Annotated in this window: 12 protein-coding genes; 4 read left to right on the plus strand and 8 right to left on the minus strand. The window is 64.5% G+C overall.

The features are described 5' to 3' along the window. Positions 1-37: 37 nt before the first annotated feature. Positions 38-2,755, plus strand: coding sequence for a sensor histidine kinase (locus RPS27_RS01560; RefSeq protein WP_212067249.1), 2,718 nt, complete (start codon positions 38-40; stop codon positions 2,753-2,755). Then, complete coding sequence (locus RPS27_RS01565; protein WP_211416164.1) at positions 2,752-3,441, plus strand: response regulator; 690 nt, start codon at positions 2,752-2,754, stop codon at positions 3,439-3,441. Before RPS27_RS01560 ends, RPS27_RS01565 begins: the two co-directional genes overlap by 4 nt. Before the next feature lie 115 nt (positions 3,442-3,556). Here RPS27_RS01565 and RPS27_RS01570 read toward each other — a convergent pair whose 3' ends face one another. Continuing rightward, positions 3,557-4,441 carry a Ku protein gene (locus RPS27_RS01570; RefSeq protein ID WP_212067248.1) on the minus strand — a complete coding sequence of 295 codons (885 nt, stop codon included), beginning with the start codon at positions 4,439-4,441 and terminating at the stop codon, positions 3,557-3,559. 119 nt (positions 4,442-4,560) lie between these two features. Here RPS27_RS01570 and ligD point away from each other — a divergent pair, with 119 nt between their 5' ends. After that, a complete protein-coding gene (gene ligD / locus RPS27_RS01575; protein WP_212067247.1) occupies positions 4,561-7,260 on the plus strand; it encodes a DNA ligase D in 2,700 nt (899 codons plus the stop codon). Positions 7,261-7,387: 127 nt separating this feature from the next. Here ligD and RPS27_RS01580 read toward each other — a convergent pair whose 3' ends face one another. Next, a complete protein-coding gene (locus tag RPS27_RS01580) occupies positions 7,388-7,552 on the minus strand; it encodes a DUF3309 family protein (protein ID WP_007595743.1) in 165 nt (54 codons plus the stop codon). Positions 7,553-7,733: 181 nt separating this feature from the next. On the opposite strand from RPS27_RS01580, the gene RPS27_RS01585 reads away from it, so the two are divergent. After that, positions 7,734-8,051, plus strand: a complete 318-nt coding sequence (locus RPS27_RS01585; RefSeq protein ID WP_194404086.1) for a polyhydroxyalkanoic acid system family protein — start codon at positions 7,734-7,736, stop codon at positions 8,049-8,051. Position 8,052: 1 nt separating this feature from the next. Here RPS27_RS01585 and treY read toward each other — a convergent pair whose 3' ends face one another. From treY to RPS27_RS01615, 6 genes are read right to left on the minus strand one after another with little or no spacing between them, the layout of a single operon-like run. Then, positions 8,053-10,839: a malto-oligosyltrehalose synthase gene (gene treY / locus RPS27_RS01590; RefSeq protein WP_313753854.1), complete on the minus strand. Its 2,787-nt coding sequence runs from the start codon at positions 10,837-10,839 to the stop codon at positions 8,053-8,055. A 1-nt stretch (position 10,840) separates the two neighbouring features. Beyond that, positions 10,841-12,595 carry a malto-oligosyltrehalose trehalohydrolase gene (gene treZ, locus RPS27_RS01595; protein ID WP_212067245.1) on the minus strand — a complete coding sequence of 585 codons (1,755 nt, stop codon included), beginning with the start codon at positions 12,593-12,595 and terminating at the stop codon, positions 10,841-10,843. Next, complete coding sequence (gene glgX, locus RPS27_RS01600; protein WP_212067244.1) at positions 12,592-14,670, minus strand: glycogen debranching protein GlgX; 2,079 nt, start codon at positions 14,668-14,670, stop codon at positions 12,592-12,594. The genes treZ and glgX overlap by 4 nt, the downstream gene beginning before the upstream one ends. A 3-nt stretch (positions 14,671-14,673) precedes the next feature. Next, positions 14,674-16,812, minus strand: coding sequence for a 1,4-alpha-glucan branching protein GlgB (gene glgB, locus RPS27_RS01605; protein ID WP_212067243.1), 2,139 nt, complete (start codon positions 16,810-16,812; stop codon positions 14,674-14,676). After that, positions 16,805-20,095: a maltose alpha-D-glucosyltransferase gene (treS, locus tag RPS27_RS01610; protein ID WP_212067242.1), complete on the minus strand. Its 3,291-nt coding sequence runs from the start codon at positions 20,093-20,095 to the stop codon at positions 16,805-16,807. The genes glgB and treS overlap by 8 nt, the downstream gene beginning before the upstream one ends. Positions 20,096-20,106: 11 nt before the next feature. Beyond that, positions 20,107-22,053, minus strand: a complete 1,947-nt coding sequence (locus RPS27_RS01615) for a maltotransferase domain-containing protein (RefSeq protein WP_313753855.1) — start codon at positions 22,051-22,053, stop codon at positions 20,107-20,109. Positions 22,054-22,205 lie beyond the last annotated feature (152 nt).

The raw sequence follows: 22,205 nt of genomic DNA on the forward strand, positions 1-22,205 counted from the left end.
CCTAGGCTGGGAATGCCCGGATGATTATATTGGCCTGATGGTTCAACAGCGCCGCGATCCCGAACAACGTCCGTCCCCCGAAGCACTGCTGGAAGCGGCGCGCCGGGAGGAGAGCGGCAAGCTGAAGATCTTCGTCGGCGCCGCGCCCGGCGTCGGCAAGACCTACGAGATGCTGCAAAGCGCCCACGCCAAGCGCAAGGCCGGCATCGACGTCGTGGTCGGCTTCGTCGAGACCCATGGCCGCGCCGAGACCGAGGCGCTGGTGCGCGGGCTCGAAATGGTCCCGCGCAAGCGGCTGGAGTACCGCGGCCAGATCGTCGAGGAGATGGATCTCGATGCGGTGATCGCGCGCCGGCCGCAGATTGCGCTGGTCGACGAGCTCGCCCACACCAACGCGGCAGGTAGTCGCCATCCCAAGCGTTATCTCGACGTCGAGGAGCTGCTGTCCCACGGCATCGACGTCTACACCGCCGTCAACATCCAGCACATCGAAAGCCTCAACGACGTCGTCGCCCAGATCACTCATGTCCGGGTGCGCGAGACGGTGCCCGATTCCGTGTTCGACCGCGCCGATGCCATCGAGCTGATCGACCTCACGCCCGACGATCTCATCCAGCGGCTGAAAGAAGGCAAGGTCTACGTGCCCCGGCAAGCCGAGCGGGCGCTGGAGCACTATTTCTCGCCGGGCAATCTGACTGCCTTGCGTGAGCTCGCGCTGCGGCGGACCGCCGAGCGGGTCGACGAGCAGCTGCTCACTCATATGCAGGCGAATGCGATTTCCGGGCCCTGGGCCGCGGGCGAGCGGATCCTGGTCTGCGTCAGCGAGGATCCTCGCGCCGCGGGCCTCGTCCGCTACACCAAGCGGCTGGCCGACCGGCTGCATGCGCCGTTCACCGCACTTTCGATCGAGACGCGGCGCTCGCTGCAATTGTCCGACGAGGAGCGCGACCGGCTGGCCGACACGCTGCGACTGGCGGAATCGCTCGGCGGCGAGGCGCTGACCATTCCCGCGGTCGGGCGCCGCATCGCCGATGACGTCGTCAATTTCGCGCAAGGCAACAACGTCACCCAGATCGTGATCGGCAAGTCGACGCGCTCGCGCTGGTTCGAATTGACGCGCGGCTCGGTGGTGCACGATCTGGTCCGCCGTGCGGGCAATATCAGCGTTCACGTCATTCCCGGCGACGAACTTCCGGCCGAGGATGCATCCAAGACGGCGGTGCAGACCGCGGCGCGATCCGAGCCTTTCGATGCCCGACCTTATCTCTACGCGCTCGGGATCGTGCTGATCGGCCTTGGCGCCGCCAAGTTGATCCAGCCCTATTTCGGCATCGAGAACGTCGATCTCGTGCTGCTGACCTCGATCGTGGCGGTTGCCGTGCGCTATGGCCTGTGGCCGTCTTTGCTGGCGACGGTCGCGGCGTCGCTATGCTACAATTTCTTCTTCATCCCGCCGATCTACACCTTCACCATCACCGACCCGACCAACGTCGCCGCGTTTTTCCTGTTCATGGTGGTGGCCATGCTGGTCTCCAACGTCGCCGCGCGCGTGCGCATCCAGGCCGATACCGCCATTGGCCGGATCAGGATGACCGAGCAGCTTCACGCCTTCAGCCGCAAGCTTGCGGGCACCGCGACGCTCGACGACGTGCTGTGGGCAACAGCCTACCAGATCGCGTTGATGCTGAAGGTCCGCGTCGTGCTGCTGCTGCCGGAAGACGGCTTGCTGACGGTGAAGTCCGGCTATCCTCCGGAAGACGATCTCGACCAGGCCGATCTCGCCGCCGCCAACTGGGCCTGGAGCAACGACCGCCCCGCCGGCCGTGGCTCGGATACGCTGCCGGGCGCAAAACGGCTGTTCCTGCCGATGCGCACCGGGCGCGGCCCGATCGGCGTCATCGGCATCGACAATGACCGCACCGGGCCGCTGCTGACGCCCGACCAGCGCCGGCTGCTGGACGCGCTGGTCGACCAGGGCGCGCTGGCGATCGAGCGCGTGCTGCTGGTCGAGGATATGGATCGCGTCAAGCGCACCGTCGAATCCGAACGCTTGCGCTCCGCACTGTTGACTTCGATCTCGCACGATCTGAAGACGCCGCTCGCTTCGGTGCTGGGAGCGGCCTCGACCATGCGCGATCTCGCCGGGGCCTTGTCCGACACGGAGAAGCGCGACCTGCTGGCCACCGTCATCGACGAATCCGAACGGCTCAACCGCTTCATCGCCAATCTGCTCGACATGACCAAGCTCGAATCCGGCGCCATCGTGCCCAACACGGCGCTGCATGACCTCGGCGAGATCGTGGGCAGCGCCTTGCGGCGCGCAGCCAAGATCCTTGGCGGCCACAAGGTCGAGCTAATTCTGGCGGCCGATCTGCCGATGCTCCAGCTCGATGCCGTGCTGTTCGAGCAGGTGCTGTTCAACCTGCTCGACAACGCCGCCAAATATTCGCCTCCCAACACGACGGTCTCGATCCGCAGTCGGCGCGATCGCGATCATGTCGTGCTCGAGATCGTGGACGAGGGGGCCGGCATTCCGCCCGACGAGCTCGAGAGCGTGTTCGACAAGTTCTATCGTGTGCAGAAGGGCGACCATGTCCGCCCGGGCACCGGGCTCGGCCTTGCCATCTCCCGCGGCTTCGTCGAGGCGATGCGCGGCACGATCTCGGCCGCCAACCGCAGCGAGCGGAGCGGCGCCGTCCTCACCATCCGTCTTCCCGTTCCGGCAGAGAGCCGCGCATTGGATACCGCCGCATGAGCGCCGCCCCGATCAAGGTCCTGATCATCGACGACGAGCCGCCGATCCGCAAATTGCTGCGGATGGGGTTGACGACGCAGGGCTACGACATCCTGGAGGCGTCGAACGGCAAGATCGCGCTGGAGAAGCTCGAGGAAGCGCCGGCGTTGATCATTCTCGATCTCGGACTGCCCGACGTTCAGGGACATGAACTGCTGCGCACCATCCGCGCCCGCAACGAGGCCGTGCCGATCGTGGTGCTGTCGAGCCGCGGCGACGAGGCAGGCAAGGTGCAGGCGCTCGATCTCGGCGCCGACGATTATCTGACCAAGCCGTTCGGGATGGACGAGCTGTTGGCCCGCCTGCGCGCCGCGCTGCGCCACCAGCTCCAGGTCCAAGGCGAACGCCCGGTGTTCCGCACCGGCGATCTCTCCGTCGATCTCGTCCGCCGCATCGTCAAGGTCGGCGAGCGCGAGGTCAAGCTGTCGCCCAAGGAATACGATCTTTTGCGCGTGCTGGTGCAGCACGCCGGCAAGGTGCTGACCCATCGTTTCCTGCTCAAGGAGCTCTGGGACGAATTGACTGACGCGCAATACTTACGCGTCTACGTCCGCCAGCTTCGCCAAAAGATCGAAGCCGATCCGGAGCGGCCGCAATACGTGCTGACTGAGACGGGGATCGGATATCGGTTGAGGGCGGGGGATTAGTCCCGCTGTCATTCCGGGGCGCGCCCTTGACGCGAGCCCGGAATCCATTCTCTGTTCGTCGCATTCGGCATGATGGATTCCGGGTTCGATGCTTCGCATCGCCCGGAATGACGAGCTATCCCGCCTTTCTCTGCCGCGCGGTCGACCGGTGCGTCTTTCGCGCGGCGCGTTGCCGCCCGGTCGTCCGCCGCGCGTGAGACTTCGCCGTCGTCTTCTTCCCGCCGCGCCCCTTCAGGCTCTGCTTCAGGGCGTCCATCAGGCTGACGACGTTGCTCGGCCGCTCCTCGGGCTCGGGCAGCTCGATCTTCTTGCCGCTGGCCTTGCGTTTGACCAGCGCCTTCAGCGCGGTCTCATAGTCGTCCTTGAATTTGCCGGGGTCGAAATGCGCGGCCTTGGTGTGGAGGATATGGCCGGCGAGCTCGACCATGTCTTTGCTGATCTTCGGGCTCTTGATGTCGTCGAAGAACTGGTCCTCGTCGCGCAGCTCGTAAGGGAAGCGCAGCGTGGTGCCGAGCAGGCCCTTGCCGAGCGGTTCGATCGCGATCATGTGCTCGCGGTTGGTGAGCACGATCTTGGCGAGCGCCACGCGATCCTGGTCCTTCATGGCGTCGCGGATCACCGCGAAGGCGTCGACCGCGGCCTTGCCGTCGGGCGCGATGTAGTAGGGATGGTTGAGGTAGCGCTGGTCGATCTCCTCGCTCGGCACGAAGCTCTCGATGTCGATGGTGTGATTGCTCTCGATCTGAACCGCCTCGAGCTCCTCTGGCTCGATCTCGACATATTTGCCCTTGCGCAGTTCATAGCCGCGGCCCTTCTGGTCGCTCTCGACGACGTCGCCGGTCTCGGAATCGATCATCTGCTGCTTGAGCCGATTGCCGGTTTCGCGATTGATCAGGTGAAACCGCGTCTTCTCGGCCGCCGTGGTCGCCGGGTAAAGCACGACTGGACAGCTGACCAGCGACAGCTTCAACGTTCCCTTCCAATAGGCGCGCGGGGCCATTCCATTCTCCAGCGTTTTCAAAGGCATTTTGGAACCCCAACCCTCCCACAGGGTTTTGGTTCCGGATGGGACTCAGGCCGTGTTAGGCTTGAATCCTCGGAAGAAAAGCGGGACTGCTCGTGCTGCAAAAACTCTCCACTTACCGACAGAAGCGAGACTTCGAGAAGACACCCGAGCCGTCGGGTAAATCCGCAGTGGCGCCGTCGAAGCAGCGGCGCTTCGTCATCCAGAAGCACGATGCGTCACGGCTGCACTACGACCTCCGGCTTGAATTCGACGGCGTGTTCAAGTCTTGGGCCGTGACGAAGGGGCCCTCGCTCGATCCCCATGACAAGCGCCTGGCGGTCGAGGTGGAGGACCACCCGCTCGACTATGGCGATTTCGAAGGTACAATTCCGGAAGGGCAATATGGCGGCGGCACGGTGATGCTGTGGGACCGGGGCACCTGGGAAGCGGACGATCCGGAAGCCGGCTTCAGGAAGGGCGATCTGAAGTTCACCCTGCATGGCGACAAGCTGCAGGGCAGCTGGGTCTTGGTGCGCATGCGCAACCGCGGTGGCGAGAAGCGCACCAACTGGCTGCTGATCAAGCATCGCGACGAACATGCCCGCGAGGGCAAGGACAACGACATTCTCGACGAGGACAAGTCGGTCGCCTCCGGCCGCGCGATGGAGCAGATCGCCGAAGGCAAGGGACGCGCGCCAAAGCCGTTCATGCTGGCGAAGGGCGCCAAAACCAAGGCTGACGCGGTCTGGCAGTCCAACCGTGCCGAAGAGGCGAAGGGGCGAACGGTCAAGCCGGCACCGCGCGCGGCGTTGAAGGCCGGCAAGAGCGCCAAGACCAAGTTGCCTAAGAGCAGGGCGGCAAAGAAAAGGGCCACCACAGCGACGAATGCGACGAAGGTCGCGAAGATGCCGGACTTCGTGGCGCCGCAACTCTGCACTCTGGTCGAGCGGCCGCCGGCCGGAGACGGCTGGTGCCATGAGATCAAGTTCGACGGCTATCGCGTGCAGCTGCGGGTCGAGGATGGCGAAGCGACGTTGAAGACGCGCAAGGGTCTCGACTGGACCGGCAAGTTCGGCGCCATCGCCCAGGAGGCAGCCACGCTGCCGGACGTGATGATCGACGGCGAGATCGTTGCGCTCGACCACAATGGCGCACCGAATTTCTCCTCGCTTCAGGCTGCGCTGTCCGATGGCAAGACCGAGGAGCTGATCTTCTTTGCCTTCGACCTGCTGTTCGCGGAAGGTGAAGATTACCGGCGGCTGCCGCTCGGCGAACGCAAGGCGCAGCTGAAGGAATTGCTGGAGGCGCGGAAGCGGAAATCGAGCCAGATCCGCTATGTCGAGCATTTCGAGAGCGGCGGCGATGCCGTGCTGCAATCGGCCTGCAAGCTCGAGCTCGAAGGCGTGGTGTCGAAGAAGCTGGATGCGCCCTATCGTTCGGGACGCATCGAGAGCTGGGTCAAGTCGAAATGTCGCGCCGGCCATGAAGTGGTGATCGGCGGCTACAAGACCACGAATGGCAAATTCCGCTCGCTGATGGCCGGCGTGCAGCGTGGCGATCATCTCGCTTTCGTCGGCATGGTCGGCACCGGCTTCGGCGCCGACAAGGTCAAGCGCATCATGCCGTCGTTGAAGGCGATGGCAGCCAAGGAAAGCCCCTTCGGCGGCAAGAATGCCCCGAAGAAGAGCCGGGAGGTGCACTGGCTGAAGCCCGAGCTCGTCGCCGAGATCGAGTTCGCCGGCTTCACCGCCGACGGCAATATCCGCCAGGCCGCGTTCAAGGGGCTGCGGCAGGACAAGCCGGCCGAGGAGGTGGAGGCGGAGAAGCCCGTCGACACCGAGCTCGCCGCGCCCACAGCCGGCAGGCGCGTGGCGAAGACGGCCAAGCGGTCGAAAGATGCCGGCACCGCCGAGGTGATGGGCGTCGTCATCTCCAAGCCGGACAAGGAACTGTGGCCGGACGGTGCTGACGGCGAAGGCGTGACGAAGCTTGATCTCGCCCGCTATTTCGAGGCCGTCGGCCCCTGGATGATCGAACATCTGAAGGGGCGCCCGTGCTCGATCGTGCGTGCGCCCGACGGCATCAACGGCGAAACATTCTTTCAGCGTCATGCCATGCAGGGCAGCTCGAACCTGCTCGAACTGGCCAAGGTGTCTGGCGATCGTAAACCGTATTTGCAGATCGACCGCGTCGAAGGGCTTGCCGCCGTCGCGCAGATCGGCGGCGTCGAGTTGCATCCCTGGAATTGCGCGCCAAACGCCTATGATACGCCGGGCCGGCTGGTGTTCGACCTCGATCCGGCGCCGGATGTCGCCTTCGCCGATGTCGTGGAGGCGGCCAAGGACATGCGCCAGCGGCTGGCCGACGTCGGCATGGAGAGCTTCTGCAAGACCACGGGCGGCAAGGGCCTGCACGTGGTGGTGCCGCTGCTTCACGGCGCGCGCGACAAGGTGAGCTGGAAGGAAGCCAAGGCGTTCGCGCAGGGCGTCTGCCAGTGGATGGCTGACGACGATCCCGAGCGCTATCTGCTCAACATGTCCAAGAAACTTCGCAAGGGGAAGATCTTCCTCGACTATCTCCGCAACGACCGGATGTCGACGGCGGTGGCGCCGTTGTCGCCGCGGGCCCGCGCTGGAGCGACGGTCTCGATGCCTGTCACCTGGGCTCAGGTGAAGAGCGATCTCGACCCGAAGCGCTATACGGTGCGTAGCGTGCCGGGCCTGCTCGGGCGATCGAAAGCGTGGGAGGATTATGATGATGCGGCGACGTCGATCAAGGCCGCGATCAAGAAGCTTGCGGCGAAAGCGAAATAGGGTGGGTCAGCCCGGCGACGACGCGAAGCACCGTCGCTGAGCGTAACCCACCACTTCCGCCTCCGTGGAAACCAAAGAGGTGGGTTATGCCTTGCGGCCAACCCACCCTACGACATCGTGGATGCCGCTAGATCCGTCCGAGCAGCAGCAGGATCAGCAGGATGACGATGACGAGCCCGAGGCCGCCGCCGCCGTAATAGCCAGTGCCGTAGAACGGGCCGCCGCCGATGCCGCTGAAGCCGCCGAGCAAGGCGATGACGAGAATGATCAGAATGATCGTACCGATAGACATGCAAAAATCCTCCAGCCCATTGTAGAAAGGGCGTTGCACCCTGTCCCTTTGTGCGGGGGCAACTTGCCGCAGGTTTTAAAGTTCCCGCGATGAAACACGGCGGGAGGATCAACTTGCATGGAACCTTTGTGGCCGTACTTGGCATGACTATGTTGAGATCAATCGTCATTTGGGCAGGGCCATGTCAGCACCGCTTGTCGTTTCAATCCCGCATCGCCTCGGCCGCGAGGAGGCCGTGCGCCGGCTCAAGACCGGCCTCGGCCGCGCGGCCGCCAGCATTCCCGTGATGCAGGTGGAGGAGGAGCGCTGGAGCGGCGACAGCATGGCCTTTCGCATTCGCGCGATGGGGCAGGTCGCAACGGGGAAGGTCGATGTCGGCGACGATCAGGTTCGGGTCGAGGTGGTGCTGCCCTGGCTGCTGCAGCGCTTCGCCGAGATGGCGCAGGCCACGATCAAGAAGCGCGGGCAGTTGCTGCTGACCAAGGACGGCGGAAAGTAATTCAGGCGCGTGCGCGCGGTCGCGCCGGCCTGACGGCGTTTGCCGTGCGGGCTTCGATGACGAACGCGGGAAAATCGCGGAAGGCCTGCGCGAGCGGCAGTTCGTTACCTGCAAAGCCCGCCGCCGCATAGCCCGTAATATCGATGGTTGCGTCGAATCCGTCGGGCGCGGGCCATTCCCGGCCCGCTTGCGTGAATGGCGCGAAGTGACGCCCGACCACGACGATCGCCGCGCTGCGGCCGTGGCGGCGGGCGAAGGCAATGACGTGGTCGGCATGTGTGCCGTGCACCGCCAGCGGCTGGTAGTGGCCCTGCGCGAAGACGTCGGCGAGCTCATTGCGCAGCCGTAGGAGACGCCGTGTCCAGGCCAGCTTGATCAGGCCGTCCGGCCAGCTCTTCTTAAGACCGCCCCAGTCCGGATCGTCCAGCGACCCCAGCGCCGCATGCCGCGCGCCAAAATCGACCGGGCGGCGGTTGTCGGGATCGACCAATGAGAGGTCCCAGAACTCGGTGCCCTGATAGAAGTCGGGCACGCCGGGCAGCGTCGCCTTGAGGGTGAGCTGGCTCAACGCGTTGAACGCGCCCAGCAGCGCCACGCGCCGGGCCAGCGTCTGCAGCGCCTCCAGGAATTCGCCTGACAGCGTGGGATCGAGGATCTTGTCGATGAAGCTCTTGATGCCGTTCTCATAGGCTTCATGCGGGTTGAGCCAGCTCGTCTCCTCCTTGCCTTCGCGCGCGGCCTTCAGCGCGTAGGCCTGGATGCGCTCGACGAAACCGGAATCGATCGGCCCCTGCAGCGGCCAGGCCCCGAGCAGCGTCTGGTAGAGCATGTATTCGAACGTCGCCGACGGCGCGCGGAAATTGCCCTGGAGCGTGAGATGCGGCGCGTTCAACACCTTCCAGCGCGAAACCGCGCTGGTCCATTCGCCGGGAATTTCGCTTAAGCCCGCGATACGCGCGCGGGCATCCTCGCCGCGTTTGGTGTCATGCGTCGCGGTCGCCGTCATTCCCAGCGGCCATTCCCTGGCGCGGGCCTGCATAGCCTCGTGGAAAGCTGGAATGGTGAGGCCGCTGCTGGCGGGATCGCCGCCGACCTCGTTCAGGGCGAGCAGCCGGTGGAATTGATAGAACGCGGTGTCCTCCAGCGACTTCGCCATCATTGGCCCGGTGAATTGCTGCACCTTCAGCGCGAAGCGGCGCACGCGCGGGGCGCTGTGTGGCGGGCGGCCGGGCTTGAGCAGATCCATGGTCAGGGCGTCGCGCAGAAAATCGAAGATACCTTCGTCCGCGGCGAACCATTCGGAGCGGGCGCGCGCGATGGTGTCGTCGATCAACTTGCGGTCGGGGGCCGTCGGGCCGCTGTTGGTCAAATAGGTGCGATACACCGGGAAATGCAGCACATAGAGTTCGAGTGCCTGCCGCAGGCTGTCCGCGGAGAAATCCCGTGTCGAATAATGCCCGTTGGCGATGCGCGCGAGCAGGCGCGTCAGCACGGTGAATTCGCTGGTGAGCAGCGTCTCCAGCACGCGCCGCTTGGCCTCCTTGACGTAAGGCGCAAGCTGTGGCGAACGGTTGCTGACCTGCCGCCAGGTCTCATCCAGCGCCGCCAGGCCCTTGCTGTCGACCAGGACCTGGGTGATGACGTTCATCCATTCATAGCCGGTGGTGCCCTGAACGCCGGCGAAGTGCGGCAGGCGTTCGTGCTCGCACAGGATCTTTTCGATCACCGTGTAGAACGGCTTGGTGTTTCCTTGCGCATCGCGCACCAGGCGGCGCAGCCGCTGGCAATATTGCGCGGGATCGCGCAGGCCGTCGATGTGATCGAGCCGGATGCCCTGCAGCTTGCCGCCAGCGATGAGCTGCTTCACCAGCCGGTGCGTGGCGGCGAAAGTGGTCGCGTCCTCGACACGCAGGCCCGCAAGTCCGTTGACGTCGAAGAAGCGGCGGTAGTTGATATCGCTGGAGGCGAGCCGCCAGTGCCCGAGCTTGTAGTTCTGGCGTTCCAGCAGATGATGCAGCGCCAGGGTCTGCGCGGGACGATCCTTGGCGGCACGATAAGCAGCAAGGCCGCGTGCGATGATATCGGCGCCACCTGCGATCTCCCTGAGCTCGGTCTTGAAAGCGGGGGCTTCCTTGCGGTTGGGGCGGCGCAGTCCGGTGTAGTGCGCCGCGAGCGAGAGCAGGCGTTTGCCGGCCTCCGTTTCGGCGGCTTCCGCTTCCTTCACGGTCATGCGCAGGATCTCGCCATAGCGCTCCGGCGCGATCGGCAAGCGATGCTCGAAATACCAGGCGGAGAAGCTGCCCTGGTCCGGATCGTAGCGCAGCTCGATCTCGCCGCTCTCCAGTGCGTCGCCGTAGGACTTGCCGAGGATCGGCAGCAGCACGCCGCCGCGCGCGCGGTAAGGCAACAGGTCCCAGTCGATGTCGAAGGAGACCGCGTGCGGCGAGGCCTGGCCCCATTCGAGCACGTCGAGCCACCAGGGATTGTCCGCGAAATGCACGCCGACATGGTTCGGCACGAAGTCGATGACGAGGCCGATGTCGTTCGCCTCGAGTGCGTCGCTCAGCCGTGTGAAGCCGGCTTCGCCGCCGAGCTCCGGATTGAACTGGCTGTGATCGACGGTATCGTAGCCATGGGTCGAGCCCTTGCGCGCCTTCATCACCGGCGAGGCGTAGAGATGCGTGATTCCCAGCGCCTTGAGGTAAGGCACGACGGCGGCGGCCTTGTCGAAGTCGAAATCCGCGGTGAACTGCAGCCGGTAGGTCGCGAGCGGAATGGCAGGAGGCATGTTAACCTCCGAGATGCCAGATCACCGACCATGGCGCGAGCCGCTCGCCGCTCGCGTCGCCCCAGATGGGAGCGCCCGTCGCGCCGTCGGGACGCGCGATGTCCTTGTCCGAGAGATTGGCAGTCAGGCGCAGCGCCGTGCCGTCATCCATCCGCCAATGTGCGGTGAGCAGGCCGTTGTCTGCCGCCTCGGCCTCGCCGAAACTTGCGCCCCTCAGCCGTGGCACGATCTCCTTGCGACGCAGCGCAAGCAGCTGTCGGACCAACGCGAGCCGGGCGTCCTGCAGCGGCGTGCGGCCGGTCCAGTCGAGCACGGCCGATTGCAGCGTTGCGGGATCGAGCGGATCGGGCACCTCGTCGCCGTATTTCTCGTAGGCCCACGCATATTCCTGCTTGCGCCCCTTGCGGACGGCATCGGCGAGCCCGCCCTGGAAATCGCAGAAGAACGGGAAGGGCACCGTCGAGCCCCATTCCTCGCCCTGAAACAGCATCGGCACCATCGGCGCGAGCAGGGTCACCGCGAGCGCGGCCTCGATCTGCTGCGGCGATGCCAGGCTTTCGAGCCGGTCGCCGAGCGGACGGTTGCCGATCTGGTCGTGGTTTTGCAGGAAATTGACGAAGGTCGCCGGCGGCAGTTGGCCGCTCGGCTCGCCGCGCGGCTTCTTGCCCCAGAACTCCGAAACCTCGCCCTGATAGACGAAGCCTGAGGCAAGTGCGCGTGCGAGGTCCATGCGCGGCGTCTGGTAGTCACCGTAATAGCCGGCATGCTCCCCGGTCAGCATCACATGCCAGGCATGGTGATAATCGTCGTTCCACTGCGCGCGATATCTGCCGTTCGGCGGCTCCTGCGCCGCGTCGAGCAAGCTAGCCCGGTTGTCGCCATTCTCTAGCACGAGATGGATGTGCCGACCCGTCGCCTTCGAGAGCTCGCCGACAGCGACGCTGAGATCATGCAGCATCGATATCTCGCCGGGGATCGCCATGATGTGATTGGCGGCATCCAGCCGCAATCCGTCGAAACGGTAATCGGTCAGCCAAGACAGTGCATTCTCGACCGCGAACGCGCGCACCTGCGGCACTCGATAGTCGATCGCGCTGCCCCAGGGCGTATGCGCATCGGTGAAGAAGGCCGGCGCGTAGCGGCCGAGATAATTCCCCTCGGGGCCGAAATGATTGTAGACGACGTCGAGGAACACCATCAGCCCGCGCAGATGCGCCTCGTCGATCAGCGTCTTCAGGTCTTCCGGGCGGCCATAGGCGCTGTCTGGCGCATACCACAGCACGCCGTCATAGCCCCAGCCGCGGCGTCCCGCGAAATCGGCCAGCGGCATCAGCTCCAGCGCGGTGATGCCGGTTGCGGCGAGATGATCCAGCTTGTCGATCATGGCGTGGTAAGTGCCTTTCGACGTGAAGGTGCCGACATGGGTCTCGATCAGCACCGTCTCTTCCCAGGGCCGGCCGCGCCAATCGCGCGCGCGCCACGGAAAGGCGTCGTGATCGATCACCTCGCTCGGGCCGAACACGTCTTCGGGCTGGAAAGCCGAGGCCGGATCGGGCACGTCGATGTCGTCGTCGATCCTGAACTTATAGGAGCTGCCGGCGGTGAGACCGGCAATCTCGGCCACGTACCAGCCATCCTGCCGGCGCTGCATCGCATGTCGTCGGTCGAGCAGAAGGTCGACACGGCGCGCGGCGGGCGCCCACAGGCGGAACGACACGCCGTCCTTCGTCGGCCTCGCCCCGAAGGACGGCCTCATAGCGCCCCCGCGAAGGCGAGCACGGAGCGCGGCGGCGCCTTGCTGTCGCTTCCGGGCGGGAAGTCGATCGTATTCAGCTTGGCATCCGTCGTGTTCAGGATCTGCTGCCAGCTCTTGTATTCGGTCATTTTGGGCAATTTGAATGCGATGTCTTCGGGGGCGGCGTTCAGTACGATAAAGATCGCGGCGCCACCCGGTTCCATCGGCCCCATCACATAGGAGAGGAATCGTCCCTCCGGGAATTTCCAGTCGTTCTCCGTCATCTCGTCGCCGGCGGGCGTCAGCCACAATGCGCCGTAGGACACACCGTCCGCAGGGCGACCGTCGAGCCAGCGGTGACTGCGAAGCTGCGAGAACCGGCGGCGGATGTCGGCGAGATGGGCGACGAAATCGATCATGTCGTCGCTCTCCTTGCCGAGATTATCCCAGCCGACCCAACCGATCTCGTTGTCCTGGCAGTAGGCGTTGTTGTTGCCCGATTGCGAGTTGCCGACCTCGTCACCGGCGAGGATCAGCGGAACGCCCTGCGCCAGCATCAGGCAGGCCAGCACATTCTTGCGAAGCTGGCGGCGCAGGCCGAGGATCTGAGGATCGTCGGTCGGCCCCTCGACACCGCAATTGTTGCTGTGGTTGTCGTTGGACCCGTCGCGGTTCTCCTCGCCATTGGCCTCGTTGTGCTTCTCGTTGTAGCTGAAGAGGTCGGCAAGCGTGAAGCCGTCATGGACGGTGATGTGGTTGATGCTGGCGCGTGGCCGCCGTCCGTCATGGTTGAACAAATCGGACGACGCCGTCATGCGGCTGGAGATGTCGCCGATCAGGCTGCCTTCGCCGCTCCAGTAGCGGCGCATGGCGCTGCGATAGCGATCATTCCATTCCGACCATTGCGAGGGGAAGGCGCCGACCTGGTAACCGCCGAGGCCGAGGTCCCAGGGCTCGGCGACAAGCTTGACGGTCGCCAGCACCGGATCCTGCCGGATCGCGGTCAGGAAAGAGATGCCGCGGTCAAAGCCGTTCGGTCCGCGCGCCAGCGTGGTGGCGAGATCGAAGCGGAAGCCATCGACATGGCAGACTTCGACCCAGTAGCGAAGTGAATCCATCACCATCTGCAGCACGCGGGGATGGGTGAGGTTGACCGATGAGCCGCAGCCGGTGAAGTCGTCGTAATAGCGTGGATTCTCGCGGTTCAGCCAGTAATAGGAAGCGTTGTCGATGCCGCGGTAGCACAGCGTCGGGCCGAGATGATTGCCCTCGGCGGTGTGGTTGTAGACGACATCTAACATCACCTCGATGCCGGCATCGTGCAGCCGTGCCACCGTGGTGCGGAAGGAATCCAGCGCGTTGTCCTGGGCATAGCGCGGCTCGGGCGCGAAGAAGGACAGCGTGTTGTAGCCCCAGTAATTGGCGAGCTTCTTCTCGACCAGGATGCGGTCGTCGACGAAGCTGTGCACCGGCAGCAGCTCGACCGTGGTGACACCGAGCTTCTTCAGATGCTCGATCATCGCCGGCGAGGACAGGCCGCCATAGGTGCCGCGCAAATTCGGCGGCACGTCGTCGCGCTTCTGCGTCAGACCCTTGACGTGAGCCTCGTAGATGATCGTGTCTTCCCAGGGGATGTTGGGGCGGATCTCGCGGCGGCCCCAGTTGAAGGTTTCGTCGACCACGACGGCCTTGGGCATGCCACGCGCGTTGTCGCGCCGGTCGAAGGACAGGTCCTCGCGGGGCGAGCCGGTGCGGTAGGCAAAATGCGCATCGCTCCAGACCAGGCGTCCGGAGAGCCGCTTGGCATAGGGATCGAGCAGCAGCTTGTTGGCATTGAAGCGATGGCCGTGCTCGGGCTCGTAGGGACCGTGCACGCGATAGCCGTAGAGCTGGCCCGGCGAGACGTCATTGAGATAGCCGTGCCAGACATCCTCGGTTTTCTCGGGCAGCTCGATGCGCTCGAGCTCGCGGCGGCCTTGCGTGTCGAACAGGCAGAGCTCGACCTTCTGTGCGTTGGCGGAGAACAGCGCGAAATTGGTGCCGCGTCCGTCCCAGCTTGCGCCGAGGCGTGCGGGCGATCCAGCAGTCAGGCGCATGTGTCAGCTTTCCGGAACGAGGAAGATCGCGGCGAGCGGCGGAATGGTGAGGCGAAGCTCGCCGCCCTCGGCATGGACCTCGCCGATATTGCCGACATTGCTGCCGCCATAATGGGCGGAATCCGAGTTGAGCACTTCCTTCCATTTGCCGCCGAAGGGCACGCGAACGCGGTAGTTCTGATAGACGTTTGGCGAGAAGTTGACGATGACGAGGCACCGCGCGTGCTCGTCGAATCCCTTGCGCAGCCAGGCGAACACGTTGCGGCCGGCGTCGTCCGTGATCAGCCATTCGAAGCCGGCGGGGTCGCAGTCCATCTGGTGCAGCGCCGGCACCGCGCGGTAGAGCCGGTTGAGATCCCGGATCAGTGCCTGAGTGCCGGAATGGTATTTGTATTCGAGCAGGTGCCAGTCGAGCGACTGGTCGTGATTCCATTCGCGGCTCTGCGCGATTTCCGCGCCCATGAACAGCAGCTTCTTGCCGGGATGGCCGAACATGAAGCTGTAATAGGCGCGCAGATTCGCAAAACGCTGCCACTCGTCGCCGGGCATGCGGCCGAGGATCGAGCGCTTGCCGTGCACGACCTCGTCATGAGACAGCGGCAGGATGAAGTTTTCCGAGAACGCGTAGTGCAGGCCGAACAGGATCTCGTCGTGATGGTATTTGCGGTGGATCGGATCCTTGCTGATGTAGTTCAGCGTGTCGTGCATCCAGCCCATGTTCCACTTGTAGCCGAAGCCGAGCCCGCCGAATTCCACCGGCCGCGACACCTGCGGCCAGGCGGTGGATTCTTCGGCAGCCGTGGTCGCCTGCGGAAAGCGGGCGAAGACCTCGGTGTTGAAGCGGCGCAGGAAGTTGATCGCCTCGATGTTTTCGCGGCCGCCATACTGGTTCGGGATCCACGCGCCGGGTGGCCGGCTATAGTCGAGATAGAGCATGGACGCGACGGCATCGACGCGCAGGCCGTCGATGGCATAGCGCTCCATCCAGAACAGCGCGTTCGACACCAGGAAGTTCGTCACTTCGGTGCGGCCGTAATTGTAGATCAGCGTGCCCCAGTCCAGGTGGCGGCCCTGCAGCGGGTTGGCGTGCTCGTACAGCGCGGTGCCGTCGAAACTGCCGAGCCCGTGCGGATCGTCGGGGAAGTGACCCGGCACCCAGTCGAGCAGCACGCCGACGCCCTCGCGGTGGCAGGCATCGACGAGGGCGGCGAAATCCTCAGGGCTTCCGAAGCGGCTGGTCGGCGCGTAGAGGCCGGTCGGCTGATAACCCCACGAGCCGTCGAACGGATGCTCGCTGACGGGCAGGAATTCCAGATGGGTAAAGCCCATGTCGCGGGCGTAGGCCGGCAGCTGCTCGGCCAGCTCGCGATAGGTCAGCCATTCATCGCCGTTCTTGCGGCGCCATGAGCCGAGATGAACCTCGTAGATCGACATCGGCGCCGACAGCGCGTTGATGCCGTCAGGTGACGGGCGCGGCCGCGGCAGATGCGCCTCGTCGAACACGATCGAAGCCGTCTTCGGACGGACTTCGCTCGCAAACGCCATCGGATCGGACTTCAGCGGCAACAGATGGCCATGCGGTCCGATGATCTCGAACTTGTAGTGATCGCCGGCCTTGGCGTGCGGGATGAACAATTCCCAATAGCCGGCGCCGCGCACCCGCATGGGATGGCGCCGTCCGTCCCAGAAATTGAAATCGCCGACCACGGATACGCGCCGTGCATTCGGCGCCAGCACCACGAAGCCGATGCCGTCGACGCCTTCATGACGCATCGGATGGGCGCCGAGCTTGTCGTAAAGGCGCTGGTGGGTGCCCTCGCCGAGCAGATAGAGGTCGAAATCGGTCAGGATCGGCGGAAAGCGATAGGCGTCCTCGAACTCGACGACGTTGCCGCCGAATTTCGCGCGCAGCTGATAGTGCTTCGAGCCGTTGGGCAGCGCACCGATGAACAGTCCGGCATCGTGCACGCGGTCGAGCGAGGCGACCTCGCCATGTTCGCCGACCGCCTCGACGTTGGAGGCCTCGGGCAGAAACGCGCGCACCACGCTTCTGCTGCCCTCAGGGTGCAGCCCGAGATAGTGGAAGGGGTCGGAGTGGCGGCCCTCGATGATCGCATAGGCCTCGGCAGGCAGTTTAGGCATGGGCTTCGCTCTCATTGGACAGAATGCGAAGCAGTCCGGTCAGCGGCGCATGGAGCCCCTCAGGCCGGTGGGACAGCTCGTACTCTACTTCATTGAAGGCCTGATCAAGCAGGAAAAATCTTATCAGGCCTTCCGCGGACTGCCGGTCCTCCGGCCACAGCCGGCGATCGGTCATGGCTTCGCGATAGGCGGACAGGAAGGTCGAACCGGCTCGCTCGCGCCATTCGTCGAGCGCGGCCGCAAGCCGGCCCTGCTCGTCGGAAACCCCCGTCAGCGCGCGGCCCAGCGCCGCGTTGACCGAAGCATCGATCGAGCGGATCAGGCCGGCGACGTCGCGCGCGGCAGGCAGCTTGCGCCGCTTGTCGGCCAGCGGCTGGCGCGGATCGCCGTCGAAGTCGATGATGAAGATATCGTCCTTCACGATCAGAGTTTGCCCGAGGCGGAAGTCGCCATGATGACGGATGTTCAACCCGCCGATCCCCGAAGGCAATAGCGCATTCAGGGCGTCGGATAGGCTCGCCCGCATCGCGGTGAGGCGGTCGATCAGGGGGCGGTCCGCCTCCCGCAGGCCATCGCGGCTATCGGCCAGCCGATCGAGAACCCGCTGGGCCCGCGCTTTGAGGTCGGACACCCAGGCCTTGACCTGGGCAGTCTCGATCGGCACCGGGGCGAGATCGTCGGACTTGGCCGCGGCGAGAGCGAGGTGCAGCTCGGCGAGCCTGCGGCCGATCTGCGCGATGAAATGCAGATAGGGCGCCTGCTCCTGGGTCTCGCGCGGCATTTCATCGGCTGACAACACGCGCTGCTCGTCGATATAGCGATCGAGATAACCCGTGGTCACGGTCCAGCCGTCGCCCTGGTTCTCGACATAGGCATGCAGCACGCCGAGCGCGCTGCGCCGGCCGCCCTCGACCAGCTCGACGCTGCCGAGCAGCGCCGGCGTGTTGGCGAAGCGCGCGACCTCGGTGAGATAATGGCCGATCTCGATCTCGGGGCTGACGCCGCTTTCGAGCCGGCGGTAAATTTTGGCGACGTATTGGTTGTCGACCAGCGCGGTGCTGTTCGATTGCTCGATGGCGCGGATACGTTCCGGCTCCTTGACGGTATAGTCGGAGAACTTGCTGGTCGCCTTGAATTCCAGCCGCAGATTGTTCTCGTCCACGACCAGGTGTTGCGACAGACCTCGCAAGAACAGGCCGATGAATATCGGATCGGTGGCAACGTCAAGCAGAGTGCCCTCGCGCGCGCCCTGGCGGACGGCAGCGAGCGCCTTTGGGTTGAAGCGTTCGCGGTCGAAGCGCACCCACTCGATCTGCATGGGCAGCACGTATCGCGTAGTAACGTCGTCCCGCGCCGTCTCGAAGAACGCAATCCACGGCCTGTTGTCACCGATGTCGCTGAAAGGCACCGCCGACGTCAGCGTGGTCTTGATCTGCTTGGGATTGTGCTCGGGATACCAGCGGGTCCGCGACAGGAATCCCGGCAGCACGTCGCGCTCGAAGACGCCGCGCTCGCGGGCCAGTGACACCCAGTTGGAATTCACCGGCACCACCAGCGTCTCGAATTCCGGCACCGCGCGCGGCGTCACCGGCTCGGACTTGTCGCGCTCCTGAAGCTGGAACCAGTAGAAGCCGTAGGGCCCCAGCGTGATCATGTACGGCAGTTCGCCGATCGCGGGGAAGCGCGTGCGGCCGAGCATCTCCTGCGGGATGCGGTCCTTCCACGGCGACAAATCGAGCTCGGTGGCCTGCGCGGCGCGCGACAGATTGGCGACGCACAGGATCACCTCGTCGCGATACTGCCGGACATAGGCCAGCACGGCGCGGTTGGCCGGGCGGATGAAGGTCATGGTGCCGCGGCCGAAGGCGAGCGTCGACTTGCGCACCGAGATCAGGCGCTTGGTGGCGCTGAGCAGCGACGACAGGCTGCGCGACTGCGCCTCCACGTTGACCGATTCGTAGCCGTAGACCGGATCCATGATCAGCGGCGCGTAGAGGCGGGCGGGGTCGCAGCGCGAGAAGCCGCCGTTGCGGTCCGGGCTCCACTGCATCGGCGTGCGCACGCCGTTGCGGTCGCCGAGATAGATGTTGTCGCCCATCCCGATCTCGTCGCCGTAATAGATGATCGGCGTTCCGGGGAAGGACAGCAGCAGCGAGTTCATCAGCTCGATCTTGCGCCGGTCATTGTCCATGAGCGGCGCGAGGCGCCGGCGGATGCCGACATTGATGCGGGCGCGGGGATCGTTGGCGTAGGTGGTCCAGAGATAATCGCGCTCGACGTCGGTGACCATCTCGAGCGTCAGCTCGTCATGATTGCGCAGGAACAGCGCCCATTGGCAGCTCGCCGGAATGTCCGGCGTCTGTCGCAGGATGTCGGTGATCGGAAAACGGTCCTCCTGCGCGATCGCCATGTAGATGCGCGGCATCAGCGGGAAGTGATAGGCCATGTGGCACTCGTCGCCACGGCCGAAATATTCCTGCACGTCTTCCGGCCATTGATTGGCCTCGGCCAGCAGCAGCTTGCCCTTGGAATAGGAATCGAGCTCCTGGCGCAGGCGCTTGATGATTGCATGCGTCTCGGGAAGGTTCTCGTTGTTGGTGCCGTCGCGCTCGCAGAGATAGGGGATGGCGTCCAACCGGAAGCCGTCGACGCCGGCATCCAGCCAGCGCTTCATCACCTGGATCAGCGCGCTGACCACGCGCGGATTGTCGAAATTGAGGTCCGGCTGGTGCGAGAAGAAGCGGTGCCAGTAGAACGCGCCGGCCTCGTGATCCCAGGTCCAGTTCGACTTTTCCGTGTCGGTGAAGATGATGCGCGTGCCCTGGTACTTCTGGTCGGTGTCGCTCCAGACATACCAGTTGCGGGCGCTCGAACCGGGATGGCTGCGGCGCGCGCGCTTGAACCATTTGTGCTGGTCCGAGGTGTGATTGACGACGAGCTCGGTGATGACGCGCAAGCCCCGCTTCTGCGCTTCCTGGATGAAGCGCTTGAAGTCCTTCATCGTCCCGAAATCGGGATTGACCGAGCCGTAATCGGCGATGTCGTAGCCGTCGTCCCGACCGGGCGAGGGATAGAACGGCAACAGCCACAGCGCGGTGACGCCGAGCTCCTGCAGATAGGGTAGCTTCTCGGTCAGTCCGGCAAAGTCGCCAATGCCGTCATTGTTGCTGTCGGCGAAGGCCTTGACGTGGAGCTGATAGATGATGGCGTCCTTGTACCACAGCTCGTCCACGATCTCGGCAGCCTCAGCCTTCTTGGTGTCGACGGAAGATAGAACGTTCATGGCGTGCCCCTTTACGCCAGGCAGCGGAACAGATGCGCCGGATCGCGGTCGGGATCGATACGCAACCTGATCCCGCCCCATTCGATGCGGGACTGTTCGCCGGTGAGGAGGTTTTCGAGTGTCGTCACATGGTGACGCTGCCCGCCGGCGTCAACGGCGACGTCGCCGAGCGGCAGCCAGCATTCGCGCACGTGGCCGGAAAGTGCGATCACGATGACGACAATGTTGGCGGGTTCAGCCGCCTCCTTGACAAAGGCGATGGTCTCGCCGTCTTCGACGTCCAGAAAACGCAAATTCGCCGTTTGCTGGAGCGCGGCGTTGTCGTTGCGGATGCGGTTGAGTGCTGCAATATAGGCCTTGATGTTGCCGGGCTGGTCCCAGTCGCGCTGCTTGATCTGATACTTCTCGGAATCCTGATATTCCTCGCGGCCGGGGATCGCCTCGTGCTCCAGCAGTTCGAACCCGCTGTAAATGCCGTAGCTGCCCGACAACGTCGCCGCCAGTGCGAGGCGCGATTTGAACGCCCAGGCGTCCCCGCCCTGGAGATGATAGGGCAGCAGATCGGGCGTGTTGACGAACAGGTTCGGACGATAGAAGTCGCGCTCGGGATAGCGCGTCAGCTCGCCGAGATATTGCTCCAGCTCCCAGCGCGAGGTGCGCCAGGGGAAATAGGTGAAGGACTGCGCAAAGCCGAGCTTGGCAAGGCCTTTCATCAGCTTCGGCCGCGCAAACGTCTTGGAGAACAGGATCACCTCGGGATGTCGGCGGCGGATGTCGCGGATCAGCCAGTCCCAGAATGCCAGCGGCGCGGTGTCGTGATTGTCGATGGCGAAGATGGTGACACCATGGTCGATCCAGAACAGCATGGCGTCGCGAAAGGCGTTCCACAGGCCGATGCGGTCGACCGAGGCGAAATCGGGGATCACGATGTCGGAATAGGGGCCGTCCGCGGTCCGCACCGAACGGTCGGGCCGCCATTTGAACCATTCCGGATGCTCCGTCAGCCAGGGATGGTCCGGTGAGCATTGCACGGCGAAGTCCAGTGCAAGCTCGAGACCATATTCGAGGCACGTCGCGACCAGCGCGCGAAAATCCTCGATGGTGCCGAGCTCCGGATGCAGTGCATCGTGGCCGCCCTCGGCGGCGCCGATCGCGTAGGGCGAGCCGGGTCCGCCGTCGCTCGCCACCGGCGCGTTGTTGCGGCCCTTGCGGCGGCTGTGGCCGATCGGGTGGATCGGCGTGAAATAGAGCACGTCAAAACCCATCGCCGCGATATCAGGGACGCGCGCGATGCAGTCGCGCAGCGTGCCGTGCTGGCCTGGGATCCGGCTTTGGCTGCGTGGCATCATCTGATACCAGGCGCCAAATCGCGCTCTGTCGCGGTCAATGGTCAGTGGGAAGGACTGTGAGCGGGTCAAATCAGGCCGGGACTGGCTCTCGGCCATGGCATCGCCGAGCTCGCTCGCCAGCAGCGAGGTGACATCGCCGGTCTGCAGATAATCCTCGCATTGTCTGACGATGACGGCCGCGGCGGCCTGCGGCGCGCCATGCGTCTTGGTCAGGAGGCCGGCACCTTCGAGCGCATCGAGGCTGACATCGGCCCCGGTTCGCTGCTTGCGCGCGACGGCGTGGGACCAGGTGGCGAACTCGTCGGTCCAGGCCTCGATCGCATAGGCATATTGGCCGGGCTCCGTCGGCGTGAAAGCGCCGGACCAGCGGTCATTGCTGTGATGGATCATCGGCTCGCGCCGCCAATCCCGGTCCTGCTCGGGGCGCCAGAGCAGCGCGGCCCCGACCACGGCCTCGCCATCGCGATAGACATCAGCCCATACCTCGACCCGCTCGCCCGCGATCCGCTTCACGGCGAAGCGGCCGCCATCGATCGCGGGATAGACGTCTTCGATGAGGAAAGCGCTGCCGGCTGCGGCACTTTCGACAGTTTGAATTGTCTTGTTCACGGTGATGCCATTGACAAGAAAGCAGGGGCCCGTTTCCCTTGTCGGGAACCTACGCTTGGTACCTATATAGAAAGCCGCTTGTGTGTCATTAGTTCCGCCTGGGAACGGCAGGCATGGTTTTGAGTTGAGCCAGACTAACGTCTTCCGCTGCC

This window comes from Bradyrhizobium sp. WYCCWR 12699 (assembly GCF_032144035.1).
Lineage (GTDB): Bacteria > Pseudomonadota > Alphaproteobacteria > Rhizobiales > Xanthobacteraceae > Bradyrhizobium.

Bases quoted from the DNA above. Each gene is read 5' to 3' on its own strand.
- RPS27_RS01560 (WP_212067249.1), top strand. From the start codon at position 38: ATGGTTCAACAGCGCCGCGATCCCGAACAACGTCCGTCCCCCGAAGCA.
- RPS27_RS01565 (WP_211416164.1), top strand. From the start codon at position 2,752: ATGAGCGCCGCCCCGATCAAGGTCCTGATCATCGACGACGAGCCGCCG.
- RPS27_RS01570 (WP_212067248.1), bottom strand. From the start codon at position 4,441: ATGGCCCCGCGCGCCTATTGGAAGGGAACGTTGAAGCTGTCGCTGGTC.
- RPS27_RS01580 (WP_007595743.1), bottom strand. From the start codon at position 7,552: ATGTCTATCGGTACGATCATTCTGATCATTCTCGTCATCGCCTTGCTC.
- RPS27_RS01585 (WP_194404086.1), top strand. From the start codon at position 7,734: ATGTCAGCACCGCTTGTCGTTTCAATCCCGCATCGCCTCGGCCGCGAG.
- treY (WP_313753854.1), bottom strand. From the start codon at position 10,839: ATGCCTCCTGCCATTCCGCTCGCGACCTACCGGCTGCAGTTCACCGCG.
- treZ (WP_212067245.1), bottom strand. From the start codon at position 12,595: ATGAGGCCGTCCTTCGGGGCGAGGCCGACGAAGGACGGCGTGTCGTTC.
- glgX (WP_212067244.1), bottom strand. From the start codon at position 14,670: ATGCGCCTGACTGCTGGATCGCCCGCACGCCTCGGCGCAAGCTGGGAC.
- glgB (WP_212067243.1), bottom strand. From the start codon at position 16,812: ATGCCTAAACTGCCTGCCGAGGCCTATGCGATCATCGAGGGCCGCCAC.
- treS (WP_212067242.1), bottom strand. From the start codon at position 20,095: ATGAACGTTCTATCTTCCGTCGACACCAAGAAGGCTGAGGCTGCCGAG.